Raw genomic sequence first — 18,369 nt, forward strand, 5'->3', positions numbered from 1 at the left:
GCCAGAGCATAACGATGCGACTTAGCCGCTTTTTTCTGCCCATTCTGCGTGACGATCCCAAGGAAGCGGAGATCGTCTCCCACCGGCTGATGCTGCGTGCCGGCATGATCCGCCAATCCAGCGCCGGCATCTATTCCTGGCTGCCTTTGGGATACCGGGTCCTGCGCAAGATCGAGCAGATCGTTCGCGAGGAACAGGACCGTGCGGGGGCGCTCGAACTCCTGATGCCGACGATCCAGTCCGCGGATCTTTGGCGCGAGAGCGGACGCTACGACGATTACGGCAAGGAAATGCTGCGCATCGAGGACCGGCACGAGCGCGATATGCTCTACGGCCCCACGAACGAGGAACTGATCACGGCGATCTTCCGCGACGGGGTGAAGTCCTACAAGGACCTGCCGCGCATCCTCTATCACATTCAATGGAAGTTCCGGGACGAGATCAGGCCGCGTTTCGGCGTCATGCGCGGTCGCGAGTTCTTGATGAAGGATTCGTACTCTTTCGACCTCACCCAGGACGATGCGCGCAAATCCTATAACCGGATGTTCGTGGCCTACTTACGGACCTTCGCCCGCATGGGCCTCAAGTCGATCCCAATGGCCGCGGAGACCGGGCCCATCGGCGGCGACCTGTCCCACGAATTCATCATTCTGGCGGACACCGGCGAGAGCGAGGTCTATTGCCACAAAGACTATCTCGCCATGGAGCCGCCGGGCGAGGACTTGGACTACGACAGTGACCTCGGCCCGCTGGTCCGGGCTTGGACCGGACAATACGCCGCCACGTCGGAGATGCACGACGCGGCCCGGTTCGAGGCCGATGTAAGCGAAGCCGATCGCGTGACCGCGCGCGGCATCGAGGTCGGCCACATCTTCTTCTTCGGCACCAAATATTCCGAACCCATGGGCGCGAAGGTGCAAGGCCCCGACGGCGAGCTGATCCCGGTCGAGATGGGCTCCTACGGGATCGGCGTGTCGCGCCTGGTCGGGGCCATCATCGAAGCCTCCCACGACGAGGCCGGCATCGTCTGGCCGCCATCGGTCGCGCCCTTCGACATCGGCCTGATCAACCTCAAAGCCGGCGATGCGGACACCGATGCCGCTTGCGAGACGTTTTACACCGAGCTTCAAAAAGCAGGCTTCGACGTTCTCTATGACGACCGCGACGACCGGGCCGGCACGAAGTTCGCCGCGATGGACCTGATCGGACTGCCGTGGCAGGTGATCGTGGGACCCAAGAGCCTCAAGGCCGGCGAGGTCGAGCTGAAGGAACGCGCGACCGGCGCCCGCCATAGTCTTACCTTCGATTCAGCGTTGACTAAGCTGACCGAAGCGGCGGTAGGCTAGGGTAGGGACCGCGCATGAGCGTCAGCGACACGACAGCCGGACAGTTGGAGGGAGCCTCGGCGCCGAGCACGCGCGCCTTTGCGCCCTTCGAATGGCTTGTGGCGCTTCGCTATTTGCGCGCACGCCGAAAGGAAGGCTTCATTTCCGTCATCGCCGGCTTTTCCTTTATCGGCATCATGCTCGGCGTCGCGACCCTGATCATCGTCATGGCGGTCATGAACGGCTTCCGGCAAGAGCTGTTCGACAAGATGCTCGGGCTGAACGGTCATGTCGTCGTCCACAGCGTTGGACAGTTCACGGACTATGACGAGGTCGCCGAACGCGTTCGCGGCGTGCCGGACGTGAAATACGCGCTTCCGCTGGTCGAGGGCCAGGTGCTCGCCTCCACGCCGCTCGGCTCGACGGGCGCGCTGGTCCGGGGCTTGCGAGAACAAGACCTCAAGAACCTCCGGGCCATTTCCCGGAAAGTCCATTTCGGCACGCTCAACGGCTTCGATAAGATCCGGGGCATCGCCATCGGCAGCCGCATGGCGAACACGCTCAACGTGAAGGTCGGCGATAGCGTCTCCATTCTGACCCCGCGCGGCGCCTCGACGCCGCTGGGCACGGCACCGCGCATCAAGCGCTATCCCGTCGCGGCCATCTTCGAACTCGGCATGTCCGAATACGATGCGAGCATCATGTTCATGCCGCTGAATGAAGCGCAGAACTATTTCAATCAGCCCGACTCGGTCACGGTCCTGGAAGTCGTCCTGAAATCGCCGGACGAAGTGGCCGATCTTGCACCCAAAATCCTCGAGGCCGGCGGCCCGTCCATCTATGTCACCGATTGGCGCCAGCGCAACGCGACGTTCTTTTCGGCCCTTCAGGTCGAACGCAACGTGATGTTCTTGATCCTGACACTGATCGTCTTGGTAGCGGCGCTCAACATCATCTCGGGTCTGAAGATGCTCGTGAAGGACAAGGCACGCGACATCGCCATTTTGAGAACGATGGGGCAAACGCGCGGCTCGGTGATGCGCATCTTCCTCATAGCCGGCGCCACGATCGGCGTCACCGGAACCCTGGCGGGCCTCGCGCTCGGCGTCCTTGTCTGCCTGAACATCGATCACATCCGCTGGTTCATGTCCTGGCTGACGGATACGGAGCTTTTCCCCGCCGAGCTCTACTATCTGTCCGAGCTGCCGGCCAAAATGGATGTGAGAGAGACGGTTTCGGTGGTGATCATGGCGCTGACCCTTTCCGTTCTGGCCTCGGTCTATCCGGCCTGGCGGGCGTCCCGGCTCGATCCGGTCGAAGCGCTGCGCTACGAGTAGGGGGCACTTTGGACGCAACCGAAAGAACACCGGCGCTGCGGCTCGAAGATCTCGAGCGGGGATTCACCCAAGGCGACCGCCGCATCGACGTCCTGACGAAGGCGTGCGCGACCTTCTATCCCGGCGAGACGGTGGCGCTGCTCGGCCCCTCGGGCGCCGGCAAATCCACCCTGCTGCACATCGCAGGCCTCCTCGAACGGCCGGACGCGGGCCGCGTGATCATCAACGGGCCGACTGCGGCACCCTGAGCGACAACGAACGGACCCGCATTCGGCGGATGGAGGTGGGATTCGTCTATCAGTTCCACCATCTCCTGCCGGAGTTCTCCGCCCTGGAAAACGTGATGCTGCCGCAGCTCGTGCTCGGCCTGACCAAGGATCGGGCGAGGGCCCGCGCCAAGGCGCTCCTGGACCCCCTCGGCCTCGAGGACCGTTGGGACCACCGTCCAGCAGAGCTCTCCGGGGGCGAACAGCAGCGCGTCGCGATCGCACGCGCTGTCGCGAACCAGCCGAGGGTTCTTCTCGCTGACGAGCCCACTGGCAATCTCGACCCGCACACGGCCGACAAGGTCTTCGATCAGATGATGCATCTCGTTCAGGACGAGGGGGTCGCGGCCGTCATCGCCACCCACAACCTCGATCTTGCCGCCCGGATGGACCGGGTCCTTCGCCTGACCGAGGGATTGCTTGTGGAGGAAGAGGTCGCGGTTGTGGAAGCGGCCAGTTGACCGCTCACGCCGTACTCTGTCGGCGCTGCCTGTAGATAAGTCTCCGGTCTGTTGTCGCTTCCACGACTCTGATACGCGAAGATTAGGTCTCCACAGCGAACCACCGGCGGACGACCATGAGCGACCAGCAACCCTTCGTGCATTTGCGCGTGCATTCCGCCTATTCCCTGCTGGAGGGCGCGCTCAAGATTCCGAAGCTCGTCGAGCTTGCGAAGGCCGACGCGGCACCGGCCCTCGCGCTCACCGATACCAACAATCTCTTTGGGGCCCTCGAGTTCTCCCAGGCCGTGTCCGCCGCCGGGATCCAGCCCATCATCGGCTGCACGCTGAACCTGACCTTCGAAAAGCCTGGGCAGAAGGGCGCGGCACCCGAGCCGCACAGCCCGACGTCCGACGGTCGCCTTGCGCTGCTCGCCAAGGACGAAACCGGCTATGTGAACCTGATGGACCTTACGAGCCGGGCCTATTTCACCGCGGCGGAGCAGGGGGACGCGCTCGTCACCATCGACGAACTGGCAGCCCGTTCGGAGGGTCTCATCGCCCTCAGCGGCGGCCCCGAGGGCCTGGTGGACACGGCCTTCGCGGACGGCAATGCCGATCTTGGCAAAAGCCGCGTCGAGGCGCTGCATGCGATCTTCGGAGATCGCTTCTATATCGAGCTCCAGCGCCATGGTCTAGCTCAAGAAAAGTCCGTCGAGCCCCAGCTGGTGCAGCTGGCTTACGATCTCGCGATCCCGCTTGTGGCGACCAACGAGCCGTATTTCGCCACGACCGGCGATTTCGAGGCCCATGACGCGCTGATCTGCATCGCGCAGGGCAGCTATGTCGCCGTGGACGAGCGCCGGCGCCTGAGCCCCGAACATTACTTCAAGTCCGCCGACGAGATGCGGGCCCTGTTCGCGGACCTTCCCGAGGCCATTGAGAACACGGCGGAAATTGCGCGGCGCTGCGCCTACCGGCCGACGACCCGCAGCCCCATCCTGCCGGCCTTCCTATCGGGCAGCGGGGTGAGCGAGGAAGTCGCCGAAACCGAAGCGGCGGAACTGAAACGGCAGGCGGAAGAGGGCCTCAAAGCCCGCCTGGAGCAGCACGGCACGGCCCCGGGCCACGACGCGGCCGCCTATCGCGAGCGGCTGGCCTTCGAACTCGAGATCATCACCCGCATGAACTATCAGGGCTACTTCCTGATCGTTTCGGACTTCATCAAATGGACCAAGGAGCACGGGATTCCCGTGGGACCGGGCCGCGGTTCGGGTGCGGGCTCGCTCGTCGCCTACGCCCTGACGATCACCGACCTCGATCCGATCCGGTTCGGGCTCCTGTTCGAGCGCTTCCTGAACCCGGAACGCGTGTCCATGCCCGACTTCGACATCGATTTCTGCCAGGACCGCCGCGACGAGGTCATTGCCTATGTGCGCGACCGCTACGGCGCAAACCGGGTGGCGCAGATCATCACCTTCGGTAAGCTCCAGGCCCGCGCGGTGCTGCGGGACGTGGGCCGCGTGCTGCAAATGCCCTATGGCCAGGTGGACCGGCTCTGCAAGCTCGTCCCCATGAATCCGGCGAACCCGGTCACGCTGGCGCAAGCCATTGCGGGCGAACCGCGCCTGCAGGAAGAGCGCGACAAGGAGCCGATCGTCGCGAAGCTCCTGGATATCGGCCAGCGCCTCGAAGGGCTCTACCGGCACGCCTCGACCCATGCCGCGGGCGTCGTCATCGCCGACAGGAACCTGACCGAACTCGTCCCGCTCTATAAGGACGCGCGCGCCCAGCTCCCGGCGACCCAGTTCAATATGAAATGGGCCGAGGCGGCTGGTCTCGTGAAGTTCGACTTTCTCGGTCTCAAGACGCTCACCGTCATCGACATGACGCGAAGGCTGATCGCGCGCTCAGGACCCGACATCGATCCCGCGAAGATCCCGCTCGACGACACGCGCACCTTCGAGCTCATCCAGCGCGCCGAGACGGTTGGTGTGTTCCAGCTGGAAAGCCAGGGCATGCGCGATGCCTTGCGCAAGCTGAAGCCCGACCGGTTCGAGGACATCATCGCCATGGTCGCGTTGTACCGGCCGGGACCGATGGACAACATCGAGACCTTCGTGAACCGCAAGCACGGGAAGGAGGAGATCGAGACCCTCCATCCCATGATCGAGCCGATCCTGGCAGAGACCTACGGCGTCATCATCTACCAGGAGCAGGTGATGCAGATCGCCCAGGTCCTGTCCGGCTACTCGCTGGGCGAAGCGACCCTGCTGCGCCGGGCCATGGGCAAGAAGATCAAGGCCGAGATGGACAAGCAGCGCAAGCGCTTCGTCGACGGGGCCGTGGCCAACGGGGTCGAGAAGGGCCGGGCGGAATACATCTTCGAGCTGGTGGCGAAATTCGCCGGCTACGGCTTCAACAAGTCCCACGCGGCGGCCTATGCGCTCATCGCCTATCAAACCGCCTATCTCAAGGCGAATTACCCGACCGAGTTCGTCGCCGCCTCCATGACGCTCGACATGGGCAATGCCGACAAGCTCAACAGCTTCGCCCAGGAAGCGCGGCGTCTCGGCATCCGGCTCGAGCAGCCCTCGGTCAACCACTCCGATGTGGGCTTCGTGCCGCATGACAATACAATCCGATATTCCCTTGCAGCACTTAAGAATATCGGGCGTCCCGCTGTGGAATCCATCGTCGCGGAACGGAGCGCCAACGGCCCCTTCAAGGACATTTCGGACTTCGCCCGGCGTCTTAATCCGCGCCACGTGAACAAGCGGGCCCTGGAGACACTCGCGGTCGCGGGCGCGTTCGACGCGCTGGGCATCGACCGGGCGACGGCGCTCGAGAACGTGGATCGCATGATCCTGGCCGGAAACAGCGCCCAGGAGGCCAAGGCGGGGGGGCAGAACGATCTGTTCTTCTCAGGCGGCGGGGGCGCGCCACCCCCGATCGAACTGCGTCCCGCCACGCCCTGGTTGCCCACGGACCGGCTCTCGCGCGAGTTCGAGGCCGTCGGCTTCTTCCTGACCGGCCATCCGCTCGACGACTACGAGGAGGTGCTTCGCTCCCTCGGCGCCGAGACCTGGGCCGAGTTCGCCGCAAAAGCGCAGACGCGCCACGTCGTGGGCCGTCTTGCCGGCACCGTGCTCTCCGCCCGCGAGCGCAAGGGCAAAACCGGCAATCCTTATGCGTTCGTGGCCTTCTCCGACGCCACCGGCCAGTTCGAAGCGGTCATCTTCTCCGAGGCCCTCATCGCTGCCCGTCCGCTCCTGGAACCCGGCTCGGTCGTGCTCTTGGACGTCGAGGCCGAAGCCGAGGGCGAGACGGTCCGCGTCCGCGTCCAGGGGGTGTCGTCCCTCGACAGCACCGCCGAGGAGCGCTTCTCGGGCATGAAGGTCGTCGTCGACGACCCCGCGGCATTGCCCCAACTCGCCGCCCAGATCGGCGCGACGGGCGGGCAGGGGAACTTCCACTTGCATCTCCTCGTCGACGGCAAGGAAGTCACGTTCAAGGTCCCGCGCGGGGTCGACTCCACCCCGCGCCAGCGCAGCGCGCTCAAACTGCTGGACGGGGTCAGGGACGTCAGCGCGCTCTGACCCGCATCGAGCCACTCAAGTCCGCTGGAGGCCTTGATTTCGAGAGCGTTCCGGACTTGCCAAGCGCGGGCGTGGCCCCTATAAGGCGCACCATCTCACACGCGGGGATCAAGCGTCACAAAGGGTGTTTACACTCTTTGCGCTCGCTCCGGTGACCGGCCGAACAGCCGGTCTCTCAAGGCCCCGCGGCGGAAAAACCGGAAAAAGGAGTCTGCAGTCCCATGGCACTGCCCGATCTATCTATGCGCCAGCTCTTGGAAGCTGGTGTTCACTTCGGCCACCAGACCCATCGCTGGAACCCGAAAATGGCGCCGTTCATCTACGGCTCCCGGAACAACATCCACATCATCGACCTGACCCAGACGGTGCCGCTGCTGCACCAGGCGCTGGTCGCCGTGTCCGACGTGGTCGCCAAGGGCGGACGCGTGCTCTTCGTGGGCACCAAGCGCCAGGCGACGGAAGCCATTGCCGAAGGCGCACGCTCGTCGGCGCAGTACTTCATCAATCATCGCTGGCTCGGCGGCACGCTGACGAATTGGCGGACCATTTCCCATTCCATCAAGCGCCTCAAGGCGCTGGAGGAGCTTCTTGAGGGCGAACATCGCGGCCTTACCAAGAAGGAGCTGCTGCAGCTCACGCGCGAGAGGGACAAGCTCGAAATCTCGCTTGGCGGCATCAAGGACATGGGTGCGCCGCCGGACCTCGTCTTCGTGATCGACACGAACAAGGAGTCCATCGCCATCGCCGAGGCCCGGAAGCTGAACATCCCGGTCGTTGCAATCGTCGACTCCAACTGCGATCCCGACGGCATCACCTATCCCGTTCCGGGCAATGACGACGCCGGCCGCGCCATCACGCTCTATTGCGACCTGATCGCCCGCGCCGCCATCGACGGCATCGAGCGTGGCCAGGGTTCGATGGGTGTCGATTTGGGCGAGGCCGAGGAGCCCCTGGCCGAGCCGGCCATCGAGGAGGCTCCGGAGGCGGAAGCGGCTCCGGCCGAAGAGACCCAGGCCGAGTCCACGGAAAACGCGTAACCAGCAACCGGGCTGTCGGGGCCCGGTGCAAGTGAACAGATAGAGGAACGGATGGCGACGATCACGGCTGCCATGGTCAAGGAGCTCCGCGAGACGACCGGCGCGGGCATGATGGATTGCAAAGCGGCTTTGCAGGAAAACGACGGCGACATGGAAGCCGCCGTCGATTGGCTTCGTGCCAAGGGTCTCGCCAAAGCCGCGAAGAAGGCCGGCCGCGTTGCCGCGGAGGGTCTGATCGGCCTCGCCGAGACCGGCTCGGACGCCGCTCTTGTCGAGGTCAATTCCGAGACGGACTTCGTGGCCCGGAACCCGACCTTTCAGGACATGGTCAACGCCATCTCCAACTCGGCGATCAAGGCCAAGGGCGACATCGAAAAGCTCGGCGCCGAAGCCTATGCGGACGGCGGCAGCACCGTCGCCGAGACGCTGAAAGAGATGGTCGGCTCGATCGGCGAGAACATGACCCTGCGGCGGACCGCCCATCTGGGCGCCGACAATGGCGTCGTGGCCACCTACATGCACAACCAGGCGGCCCCCGGTCTCGGCAAGATCGGCGTGATCGTAGCCCTGGAATCGACGGGCGATCCGGAAGCCGTGAAGGCCTTCGGCAAGCAGGTCGCCATGCATATCGCCGCGACGAACCCGCAAGCCATCGACACGGACAGCCTTGACCCGGAGCTGGTCGAGCGCGAGCGCACGGTCCTCACCGAGCAGGCCAAGGAGTCCGGCAAGCCCGAAGCGGTCATCGAGAAGATGGTCGAAGGGCGCCTGCGGAAGTTCTATGAGGAAGTGGTTCTGCTGAAGCAGCCCTTCGTCCACGATCCGGACAACACGGTTGCCAAAGCCATGGAAGCCGCCGCCAAGGATGCCGGCGCGCCGATCAAGATCACCGGCTTTTACCGGTTTGCCCTGGGCGAGGGCATCGAGAAGGACGAAAGCGACTTTGCCGCCGAGGTTGCCGCCGCCGCCTCGGGCGCATAGGGTTCTGGCGGCGGCTCTTAGCCGAGTCGCCGCCTTTCCAAGCCTAGGAGGACCGGGCCAGATTTGGCCAGGCCAGTTTTTGGGTAAGTCCCGTCATATGCCGCCGCCGGAGCCTTGCGTTGATGGATACACCATCTGCCGCCGCGAAATCGCGCTACAAGCGCGTACTCGTCAAACTCTCCGGAGAGGCACTCGCCGGCGATAAGGGCTACGGCATCGACCTCGATGTCATCGACCCGATCGCGAAGGACATTGCCGAGGCTGCGGCCATGGGCGTCGAGATTTGCGTCGTCGTCGGCGGCGGCAACATCTTCCGTGGTTTGATGGCCGCCGAGGGCGGGATCGAGCGGGCCCGCGCCGACTATATGGGTATGCTGGCCACGGTGATGAACGCCCTGGCGCTGCAGGCCGCCATCGAGCGGGCAGGGCGCACGGCCCGCGTGCTGTCGGCGATCCCGATGCCGACGGTCTGCGAGCCCTATATCCGGGACAAGGCCTTGGATCATTTGGACAAGGGCCGGGTCTGGTGTTCGCCGGCGGCACGGGCAATCCGTTTTTCACGACCGACACGGCGGCTGCGTTACGCGCGGCGGAGATGGAATGCGAGGCCCTCTACAAGGCAACGCAGGTCGACGGCGTCTACAGCGCCGATCCCAAGAAGGTGCCGGACGCGAAGCGTTACGACCGCTTGAGCTACGCCGACGTCCTCAAGCAGGATCTCAGGATCATGGACGGGGCCGCAATCGCTCTTGCCCGGGACAACCGGATTCCGATAATTGTGTTTTCGATCAAGAACCAAGGCAGCTTGGCTCTTGAACTACAAGGGCAAGGGGCCTCCACAACGATCGACGGCGGTTAGGCCGTCTCCACAAACGGAAGCGCAAAACAGAACGCGCCATGTCCGGCCTGGAAGCGCCGGACGACGGCAGGCAGGAAGGCAAGATGTCTGATTTCGACTTGGCTGAAATCGAGCGGCGGATGCGCGGCGCGCTGACGGCCCTCAAACACGAATTCAGCGGGCTGCGCACCGGCCGTGCCAGCGCGAGCCTCTTGGACCCCATCATGGTCTCTGCCTACGGCAATCCGACGCCGCTGAACCAGGTCGCGACCGTGAACGTGCCCGAGCCCCGGATGATCACCGTGCAGGTTTGGGACAAGAGCCAGGTGTCCGCTGTCGACAAGGCCATCCGGGAGTCGGATCTCGGCTTGAACCCCGTTGTCGAGGGGCAACTCCTGCGGCTGCCGATCCCTGAGCTCAACGAAGAGCGGCGCCAGGAACTGGCCAAAGTCGCGCACAAATATGCCGAGCAGGGCCGGATCGCCGTGCGCAATGTGCGCCGGGACGGGATGGAGCATTTGAAGAAGGCTGAGAAGGACGGCGACATGGGCAAGGACGATCACCATGCGCTGGCGACCAAGGTTCAGGATTTGACCGATACGGTCATCAAGGAAATCGATGAGGCACTCGCGACCAAAGAAGCGGAGATCATGCAGGTCTGACTTTGGTCGGCTGCATTCGATGCTTTGATGGCTTGCTGCGGAGAGGCTGGCTGTGACGCTCGTAGTGGACAACAAATGGGGCAGCGAGAGCCAACCGGGGCCTCGCCATGTCGCGATCATCATGGACGGCAACGGCCGCTGGGCCGCCGAGCGGCGCCTGCCGCGCGTCGAAGGCCACCGACGCGGCGTCGAAGCCGTTCGCCGGACGGTCGAGGCCTCGAAGGAGCTGGGCGTCACCCATCTCACCCTGTTCAGCTTTTCCTCCGAGAACTGGTCGCGCCCCGTCGAGGAAATCAACGACCTCTTCGGACTCTTGCGGCGCTTCATCCGGCGCGATCTCGCCGATCTCCATAAGAACGGCGTGCGCATTCGCATCATCGGCTCCCGCGCCGAACTGGACAGCGACATTCAGCGCATGCTGGACGACGCCGTGGAACTGACCAAGGAGAACACGGCGCTCAATCTGACGATCGCCTTCAACTACGGCGCACGCGACGAAATCGCCCGCGCGGCGGCCCGGATGGCGGAAGCGGTGAAAAACGGCAACCTTGCGCCCGAAGACATGACGGAAGAGTGCTTCGCGTCCTATCTCGATACGAGCGGACTGCCCGATCCCGATCTGCTCATTCGCACGTCCGGCGAGCTGAGGCTGTCGAACTTCCTGCTTTGGCAACTCGCCTACGCGGAGTTCGTCTTCGTCGACACGTATTGGCCCGACTTCAACAAAGCGGACTACGAAGAAGCCATCGCCGAGTTCCAGCGAAGGAACCGTCGCTTTGGCGGCCGCAATGTGAGATCGACGGCGTGACGTCCCGAACGCCTTCTCGAAACCATCCCTCGGCATCTCCGCGCAAATCGTTTCCAGAGTTAGGGCGCCGTATCGCCTCCGCCGTCGTGCTGGCGACGCTCGCGCTCCTGGCGCTCATCGCGAGCCCGTGGAGTTTCCTGGTCCTCGCGATTGGGTCGGCCACGCTGTTGCTGTGGGAGTGGGGGGGCGCGACACGCGGCACCGGCCGCGACGCCGTAACGATCCTTCAAGTGTTGTGCGTGAGCGTTCTCGTGATCTGCATCGCGTTTCACAATTACGCCATGGGGTGGATCCTGTTCGGCGGGCTCGCGGCCGTCCTCGGGATCGTCAGCTATCGGACGAAACCTGCGCGCGAGGCCACGTTCGACCTTGCCGGGCTCGTCTATGTGGCGCTCCCGGCAGCGGCCCTGATCTGGCTGCGCAGCGATCCCGCCTACGGACTGACGGCCGTCTTGTTCGTTCTCGTCGTCACCTGGACCACGGATACGGCGTCCTATGCGGGCGGCAGGACGTTCGGAGGGCCGAAATTCGCGCCGACCATTTCGCCGAAAAAGACCTGGAGCGGGTTTGTCATCGGCACGGCAACACCGATCCTGGTGGGCGTCGCGTTCGCGCTCTATCTCGGCAACAGCTCGGCCGTGGCCCTGGCGCTGGTGGCATTAGGGCTTGCCTTCTCCTGCCAGATGGGTGACTTGCTTGAGAGCGCCTTGAAACGAAGTTTGGGCATCAAGGACATGAGCCAGCTTATTCCGGGCCACGGTGGTTTTTTCGACCGGATCGACAGCCTCTTGGTCGCGGCGGTCGTCGCAGCGCTGATCGCCCTGCGGGATCCCGCATCTCCGGGTGCCGGGCTCATGATATGGTAAAGGGCGAACCCTGTTTTCTGTAAGCGAAGAGACGGCAAGCGTGCCGCACACGAGCGCCAAGAGACCCAAGCGGATCACCATCCTCGGTGCCACCGGGTCCATCGGCGAGAGCACGCTCGATCTCGTTGGGCGCAACCCGGACGACTACGAAGTGGTCGCGCTGACCGGCAACAAGAACGTCGCGCGGCTCGCCGAACTCGCCGTCCGGCACAGGGCCAAGCTGGCCGTGGTGGCGGACGCCGGGTCCTATAAGGACCTTTTGCTCGCGCTGGCGGGGACGGGAATCGAGGTCGCGGCCGGACCGAAGGCCCTGCTGGAGGCCGCGTCCCGGCCTGCGGACTGGATCATGGCGGCCATCGTCGGTGTCGCGGGGCTGCGGCCGACCTTGCGCGCGGTAAGACAAGGAACCGCCGTCGCGCTCGCCAACAAGGAATGCCTGGTCTCGGGCGGTGAGATTTTCATGCGCGAAGTGGCCGCGCACGGCACGACGCTCCTGCCCGTCGACTCCGAACACTCCGCCGCGAAGCAGGCCATGACCGGAACCGACCTCGACAGGATCGAATGTGTCTGCCTCACCGCATCTGGCGGACCGTTCCGGACCTGGAGCGCGGAGCGGATGGCCTCGGCCGGGCCGGAGCAGGCCCTGAAACATCCGAACTGGTCCATGGGCGCCAAGGTCACGATCGATTCCGCCTCGCTGATGAACAAGGGGCTGGAACTCATCGAGGCACACCACCTTTTCACGCTGCCGCCGGAAAAGCTGGACGTCGTGGTCCATCCTCAGTCCATCGTGCACTGCCTCGTGCAAATGACCGACGGCGCCGTGCTGGCGCAACTCAGCTGCCCGGATATGCGCACGCCCATCGCCTATAGCCTGGCCTGGCCCGAACGCATGCACGTCCCGAACGAGCGGCTCGACCTCGCCAAGCTCGGCTCGCTCACCTTCGAAACGCCCGATCCCGAACGATTCCCGGCGCTGCGCCTGGCGAAGGAGGTTCTCGAAACGGGCGGCAGCGCGGGCGCGGTCCTCAATGCGGCCAACGAAGTGGCCGTTGCGGCCTTCCTCGAGAACCGGTTAGGATTCTTGGGAATCGCCGGGCTGGTGGAGACCACGCTGGCCGATTGCGCCGATCTGACCGGCCTCAGCCCGGAAAGCGCGGAGGACGTCTACGAAATCGACGAAGAGGCGCGCCGCCGGGCCCGGGACCGGTTGCCACGGTGGGCATCGTGAGCCGGGCAGGGGATCGAGACACGGCGGAACAGTAGGCGCCGGCACGGCCGATTGAGTCCCGCCCGGACGAACGGACTAACAAGGGCCTAATTCTCTAGGTATCTGGACTTATGGACATATTCACATCTCTGGCCGGTTTCGGCGGCAACTTTCTGAGCTATCTCATCCCGTTCCTTTTCGTCCTGACCATCGTGGTCTTCGTGCACGAGATGGGGCATTTCCTCGTGGCCCGCTGGTGCGGCGTGGGCATCAAGGCGTTTTCCATCGGATTCGGACCTGAGATCTTCGGCTTCTACGACCGGCATGGGACGCGCTGGCGGGTGGCTTGGATTCCGCTCGGCGGGTACGTGAAGTTCATCGACGACGAAAACGCCGCGAGCGCGGGTCAAAAGTCGCTGGAATCCTTGCCCGAGGCGGATCGCGCGAAAACCTTCCAGGGCAAGACCTTGGCCCAGCGCGCCGCCATTGTCGCCGCAGGGCCATTCGCGAACTTTCTGTTCGCCGTCCTGATCTTCACCGTCATATTCAGCGTTTTCGGCCAGCGCATCACGGCGCCGAGGGTCGATTCGATCACCGAGGGCAGCGCCGCCGCGCGGGCGGGATTTCAGCCAGGTGATCTCGTCACGAGCATCGATGGATCGAAGATCGTGAACTTCTCTGAGATGCAGCGGATCGTCGCGACGAGCCCTGATCTCGAACTACACTTTGTGGTTGATCGTGACGGGAAATCTGTCGATCTCACGGCGGTTCCGGAACGGAAGGAAATCACCGACCGCTTTGGAAATACGTTCAAAATTGGCCTTTTGGGGATCAAGCGCAGCACCTCCCCGGACGATTGGACGCTCGAGCGGCACAACCCCGTCACCGCGTTCGTCATGGGCGTCAAGGAATGCTACTTCGTCGTGTCGCGCTCCCTCGGCTACCTTTATGACGTCATCAAAGGGCGCGAGGATGCCGACCAGCTCGGCGGACCGCTGAGAATAGCCCAAGTTTCGGGACAGGTGGCGACGGCCGGATTTCTTGCCCTTCTCAACCTCGCGGCCATCATCTCGGTCAGTATTGGGCTCATCAATCTTTTCCCAATACCTATGCTCGATGGCGGCCATCTTCTGTTCTATGGAATCGAAGCTGTCAGGGGCAAACCGTTGAGCGAATCCACCCAGGAAATCGGTTTTCGCATTGGCCTTGCGTTCGTCCTCATGCTAATGATTTTCGCAACCTGGAACGATCTGATTCATTTGAAGTTTCTGTGATGATGGGATTTGCGAGCAGGGAACGAAAAAAGCCGCGCGATTTCATCGAAAACAGAGCGATGCGTATCTAAAATCGGCCACAAACAAGTGGCCAGCTATCGTTCGTAGGCTCTAAGCCTATGGGGGATTTGGGTTAACGGGGGATTACACCAGAAATGGTGCGGTGGACGTTGGAAAGAGGACTGGTTGCGGTCCTCCTCGTGATGTGTAGCGTCCCGCTCTCGCTGGGTCTCAGCGCGGGCTTTGGCGACTTCACAGCGGCCGCCCAAAACGCCACCATCAGCTCCATCGTCGTCCAAGGCAATCAACGCGTCGAAGCCGAGACGATCCGGTCCTACCTCACATTTTCCGCCGGCGATGCCTACGATCCCGGCGAGATCAACCAATCCCTCAAAACCCTTTTCGCAACTGGCCTTTTCAAGGACGTACGCATCCGGCGCCAGTATTCCACGGTCGTCGTTGTCGTGAGCGAGAATCCCGTCGTGGCGCGCGTGCGTTTCGAAGGCAACGAGGATGTGGAGAGCGATACGCTCAGCTCCGAAGTTCAGCTCAAGCCGCGCTCCGTCTATACGCAAGCGCGCGTGCAAGCCGACGAACAGCGAATCCGCGACGTCCTCGCCCGCCAGGGTCACTACGATGCACAGGTCAGCGCACAGGTTATTCCGCTCGGCGGCAACCGGGTCGAGGTCGTCTTCCAGATCGGCGAGGGCATCAAGACCAAGGTCAAGGCCATCAACTTCGTGGGCAACGAAGCCTTCAGCGCCTCGCAGCTGCGTTTCGTGGTCACGACGAAACGCACGAGTTGGCTGAGCTTCCTGAAGAACGACAACATCTACGACCCCGACCGGCTCGCCTTGGACCGCGAGCTGCTGCGCCAGTTCTATCTGAAGAACGGCTATGCGGACGTCCGTATTCTCTCCTCGAATGCGGATATCGAAGGCGGCGGCGAGGGCACGTGGCTGAGGCCAAACTCCGGCGGTGGATTCGTGATCACGTTCGAGATCTACGAAGGCCCGCGCTATCGCTTCGGCTATGTGGACATCGAGAGTGCGTTGCCGTCCTTGGACGTGAACGCCCTTGGCGGCGCGCTCCTGACCAAGCCCGGCAAGCACTACAATGTCGAGAAGATCGAGAAGACGGTCGAGGCCCTCACCGTCAAAGTGTCCGAGCAGGGCTACGCGTTCGGACAGGTGCGGCCCCGTTTCGATCGCGATCCGGTGTCCCAGACGATCAACGTCACCTACGTCATCGACGAAGGTCCGCGGGTCTACATCGAGCGGATCAATATCGTCGGCAACTACCGGACCGAAGACCAGGTCATTCGCCGTCAGTTCCGCCTGGCCGAAGGCGACGCCTATAACCGGCTCCTGATCGAAGCGGCCCGCAAACGTCTCCGCGGGCTCGGCTTCTTCAAGACCGTCGACATCCAGACCGAGCCCGGCAGCGCGCCCGATCGCGTGGTCATCAACGTGGTTGTCGTGGAGCAGCCGACGGGCGAGTTCTCCTTCGGTGTCGGTTACTCCACCACGGAAGGTGTCATCGGCGATGTCAGCATCACCGAGCGGAACCTGATGGGTAGGGGCCAGTACGTTCGGCTCGGGCTGTCGGGAAGCCTTGAGCGCCTTCAGGTCGATTTCAGCTTCACCGAGCCGGCCTTTCTCGGACGCAACATGGCAGCCGGCTTCGATCTCTTCCACAAAGAGGTCGACCTGCGCGACGTGGCTTCGTTCCGGCAGCGTGACACCGGTGGCAATCTGCGCATCGGCTTCCCCGTCGCCAACAACACGCAGCTCGGCCTGCGCTACAGGCTGCAGCGCGAGGAAATCTTCGACGCGACCAACGACGCCTCGCTCGCCATCAAACAGGCGGCCGACGAAGGCGCGGTCCTTGTTTCGAGCCTCGGCTACACGCTGGCCTACGACACCAGGAACCTGCCGCAGTCCCCGACCAGCGGCATCTTTGCCTCGATCTCGCAGGACTTCGCGGGCGTCGGCGGCGACGTGCAGTACAACCGTCTGGTGCTCGACACGCGCGGCTATTATCCCATCACCAACAAGATCACCCTTGTGGGCCGGGTTCAGGGCGGCATCATCGAGCCTTGGGGCGACGAGGATCTGCGCCTGACCGACCTGTTCTTCAAGGGCGGCGAGACGATCCGCGGCTTCGATCGCGCCGGCTACGGTCCTCGGGATGCCTGCCGCAATCCGACCACCGGCATCCACGTCAAGGACTGCAGCAAGGACTCGTTGGGCGGCAAATATTTCTGGGCCACCACGGCGGAGGTCCGCTTCCCGCTACCGCTCATTCCCGAGAACATGGGCATGCAGGGTGCCGTCTTCGTCGACGCCGGCTCGCTCTGGGGCGCGGGCGAGAGTGCGATCGAGGCGGTCAATGTCGACGAAGGCAGCTATATTCTGGACACCTCGGACATTCGGCTGTCGACGGGTGTCAGTCTGATCTGGCAGTCTCCGCTGGGTCCGCTTCGTGCCGATCTCGCCGAAGCTCTGCTCAAGGCCGACTTCGACCGGACGGAACTCTTCCGCTTCGGCGCCTCGACCCAGTTCTAAAGACCGCCGCTATCGTACGCGGCGTCCACGGTCGCGAACGCCCTTGGTGGTTCGCTACCAATGGCAGTTCGAAGGAGACCCAATGGAACATCCGGGATTTTTCGATCGTGCCGGTCCATTCTCCTTGAAGCGCGTCGCGGAGACCGCAGGCGCCGAACTCGGACCAAATGGCGATCCCGATGCTCAGATCACGGATGTTCGGCCGCTGGACGACGCGGGCGAGGGGCACCTGTCCTTCGTGGATAACCCGAAATATCTGCCCGCCCTTGCGAAGACGCGGGCGGCGGCGTGCATCGTGGCTCCCAAGTTCGTCGGTAGACTGCCGGGCGGCACGGCCGCCCTCACGATGCGCGAGCCCTATCGGGGCTTCGCCAAGGCCATTGCCCTGTTTTATCCGGGAGCGCTCAAGCCGAGAGCCACGGGGCCTGGGGAGGGCGGGGCGGCGCATGGCGGGTCCACCCTTCCGCGGTCCTCGAGCGTGACGTCATCGTGGAGCCCGGCGCGATTGTGGGGCCCGATGCCCAGATCGGACAAGGAACGACCATCGCCTCGGGTGCCGTCGTCGGCTTTCGGGTGCATATCGGCCGGGACAGCTATATTGGGCCCAACGCGTGCGTCACCCATGCTCTCATCGGCAATCGGGTCATCCTCCACGCCGGTGTCGCCATCGGTCAGGACGGGTTCGGATTTGCCATGGGCCGCGAGGGCCATATGAAAGTCCCGCAGATCGGGCGCGTGGTGGTGCAGGACGATGTGGAGATTGGGGCCAATTCGACGGTCGATCGCGGCGCGCTGCGCGATACCATTATCGGAGAGGGCACGAAAATTGATAATCTCGTCCAAATCGGGCACAACGTCATCGTCGGAAGGCATTGCATTATCGTGTCACAAACGGGTATTTCGGGCAGTTCCGAACTCGGCGATTTCGTGGCTCTGGGCGGTCAGGTCGGCCTCGTCGGCCACTTGAAGATCGGAGCCGGAGCGCAGATTGCCGCAAGCAGCAACGTCCGGGGCGATGTCCCGGCCGGAGCGCGCTGGGGTGGAACGCGGCCAAGCCTGTCCGGCTGTGGTTTCGGGAGCTGACCATTCTCAAGCAGCTTGCCGAACGTAAGGATGTGAAGATTGACCATGGAGAGGGCGGGGAAGGCGCGTAGCCAGC

Annotated in this window: 11 protein-coding genes and 3 pseudogenes; all 14 read left to right on the forward strand. The window is 63.6% G+C overall.

Annotated elements, in window-relative coordinates:
* The first annotated feature begins 14 nt into the window (after nucleotides 1-14).
* The 14 genes and pseudogenes from proS (at nucleotide 15) to lpxD (ending at nucleotide 18,364) form a co-directional block, all read left to right on the forward strand.
* Nucleotides 15-1,346, forward strand: coding sequence for a proline--tRNA ligase (gene proS / locus AUC68_RS02210; protein ID WP_069436157.1), 1,332 nt, complete (start codon nucleotides 15-17; stop codon nucleotides 1,344-1,346).
* A 14-nt stretch (nucleotides 1,347-1,360) separates the two neighbouring features.
* On the forward strand, nucleotides 1,361-2,662 hold the full coding sequence (locus AUC68_RS02215) for a lipoprotein-releasing ABC transporter permease subunit (protein WP_083240319.1): 1,302 nt from the start codon (nucleotides 1,361-1,363) through the stop codon (nucleotides 2,660-2,662).
* Between the two features lie 8 nt (nucleotides 2,663-2,670).
* Nucleotides 2,671-3,389, forward strand: a pseudogene (locus AUC68_RS02220) (ABC transporter ATP-binding protein).
* A gap of 116 nt (nucleotides 3,390-3,505) precedes the next feature.
* Nucleotides 3,506-6,967, forward strand: a complete 3,462-nt coding sequence (dnaE, locus tag AUC68_RS02225) for a DNA polymerase III subunit alpha (protein ID WP_069436159.1) — start codon at nucleotides 3,506-3,508, stop codon at nucleotides 6,965-6,967.
* Between the two features lie 221 nt (nucleotides 6,968-7,188).
* Nucleotides 7,189-8,004 carry a 30S ribosomal protein S2 gene (gene rpsB / locus AUC68_RS02230; RefSeq protein WP_069436160.1) on the forward strand — a complete coding sequence of 272 codons (816 nt, stop codon included), beginning with the start codon at nucleotides 7,189-7,191 and terminating at the stop codon, nucleotides 8,002-8,004.
* Between the two features lie 51 nt (nucleotides 8,005-8,055).
* On the forward strand, nucleotides 8,056-8,985 hold the full coding sequence (gene tsf / locus AUC68_RS02235) for a translation elongation factor Ts (protein WP_069436161.1): 930 nt from the start codon (nucleotides 8,056-8,058) through the stop codon (nucleotides 8,983-8,985).
* A 122-nt stretch (nucleotides 8,986-9,107) separates the two neighbouring features.
* Nucleotides 9,108-9,844 (forward strand): annotated as a pseudogene (gene pyrH, locus AUC68_RS02240) (UMP kinase).
* An 83-nt stretch (nucleotides 9,845-9,927) separates the two neighbouring features.
* Nucleotides 9,928-10,485, forward strand: coding sequence for a ribosome recycling factor (gene frr, locus AUC68_RS02245; protein WP_069436247.1), 558 nt, complete (start codon nucleotides 9,928-9,930; stop codon nucleotides 10,483-10,485).
* Between the two features lie 121 nt (nucleotides 10,486-10,606).
* Nucleotides 10,607-11,293 carry an isoprenyl transferase gene (locus tag AUC68_RS02250; RefSeq protein WP_083240335.1) on the forward strand — a complete coding sequence of 229 codons (687 nt, stop codon included), beginning with the start codon at nucleotides 10,607-10,609 and terminating at the stop codon, nucleotides 11,291-11,293.
* Nucleotides 11,290-12,159 (forward strand): phosphatidate cytidylyltransferase, encoded by an 870-nt coding sequence (locus AUC68_RS02255; protein ID WP_280138497.1) that lies wholly within the window; start codon nucleotides 11,290-11,292, stop codon nucleotides 12,157-12,159. The genes AUC68_RS02250 and AUC68_RS02255 overlap by 4 nt, the downstream gene beginning before the upstream one ends.
* Before the next feature lie 40 nt (nucleotides 12,160-12,199).
* A complete protein-coding gene (gene dxr, locus AUC68_RS02260) occupies nucleotides 12,200-13,390 on the forward strand; it encodes a 1-deoxy-D-xylulose-5-phosphate reductoisomerase (protein WP_069436164.1) in 1,191 nt (396 codons plus the stop codon).
* 110 nt (nucleotides 13,391-13,500) lie between these two features.
* Nucleotides 13,501-14,643 (forward strand): RIP metalloprotease RseP, encoded by a 1,143-nt coding sequence (gene rseP / locus AUC68_RS02265; RefSeq protein ID WP_069436165.1) that lies wholly within the window; start codon nucleotides 13,501-13,503, stop codon nucleotides 14,641-14,643.
* A gap of 155 nt (nucleotides 14,644-14,798) precedes the next feature.
* Nucleotides 14,799-17,210 (forward strand): outer membrane protein assembly factor BamA, encoded by a 2,412-nt coding sequence (gene bamA / locus AUC68_RS02270; protein WP_069436166.1) that lies wholly within the window; start codon nucleotides 14,799-14,801, stop codon nucleotides 17,208-17,210.
* A gap of 82 nt (nucleotides 17,211-17,292) precedes the next feature.
* Nucleotides 17,293-18,364 (forward strand): annotated as a pseudogene (gene lpxD, locus AUC68_RS18520) (UDP-3-O-(3-hydroxymyristoyl)glucosamine N-acyltransferase).
* Nucleotides 18,365-18,369: the final 5 nt, after the last annotated feature.

Origin of the sequence: Methyloceanibacter methanicus (assembly GCF_001723285.1) — a bacterium.
GTDB classification, from domain to species: domain Bacteria; phylum Pseudomonadota; class Alphaproteobacteria; order Rhizobiales; family Methyloligellaceae; genus Methyloceanibacter; species Methyloceanibacter methanicus.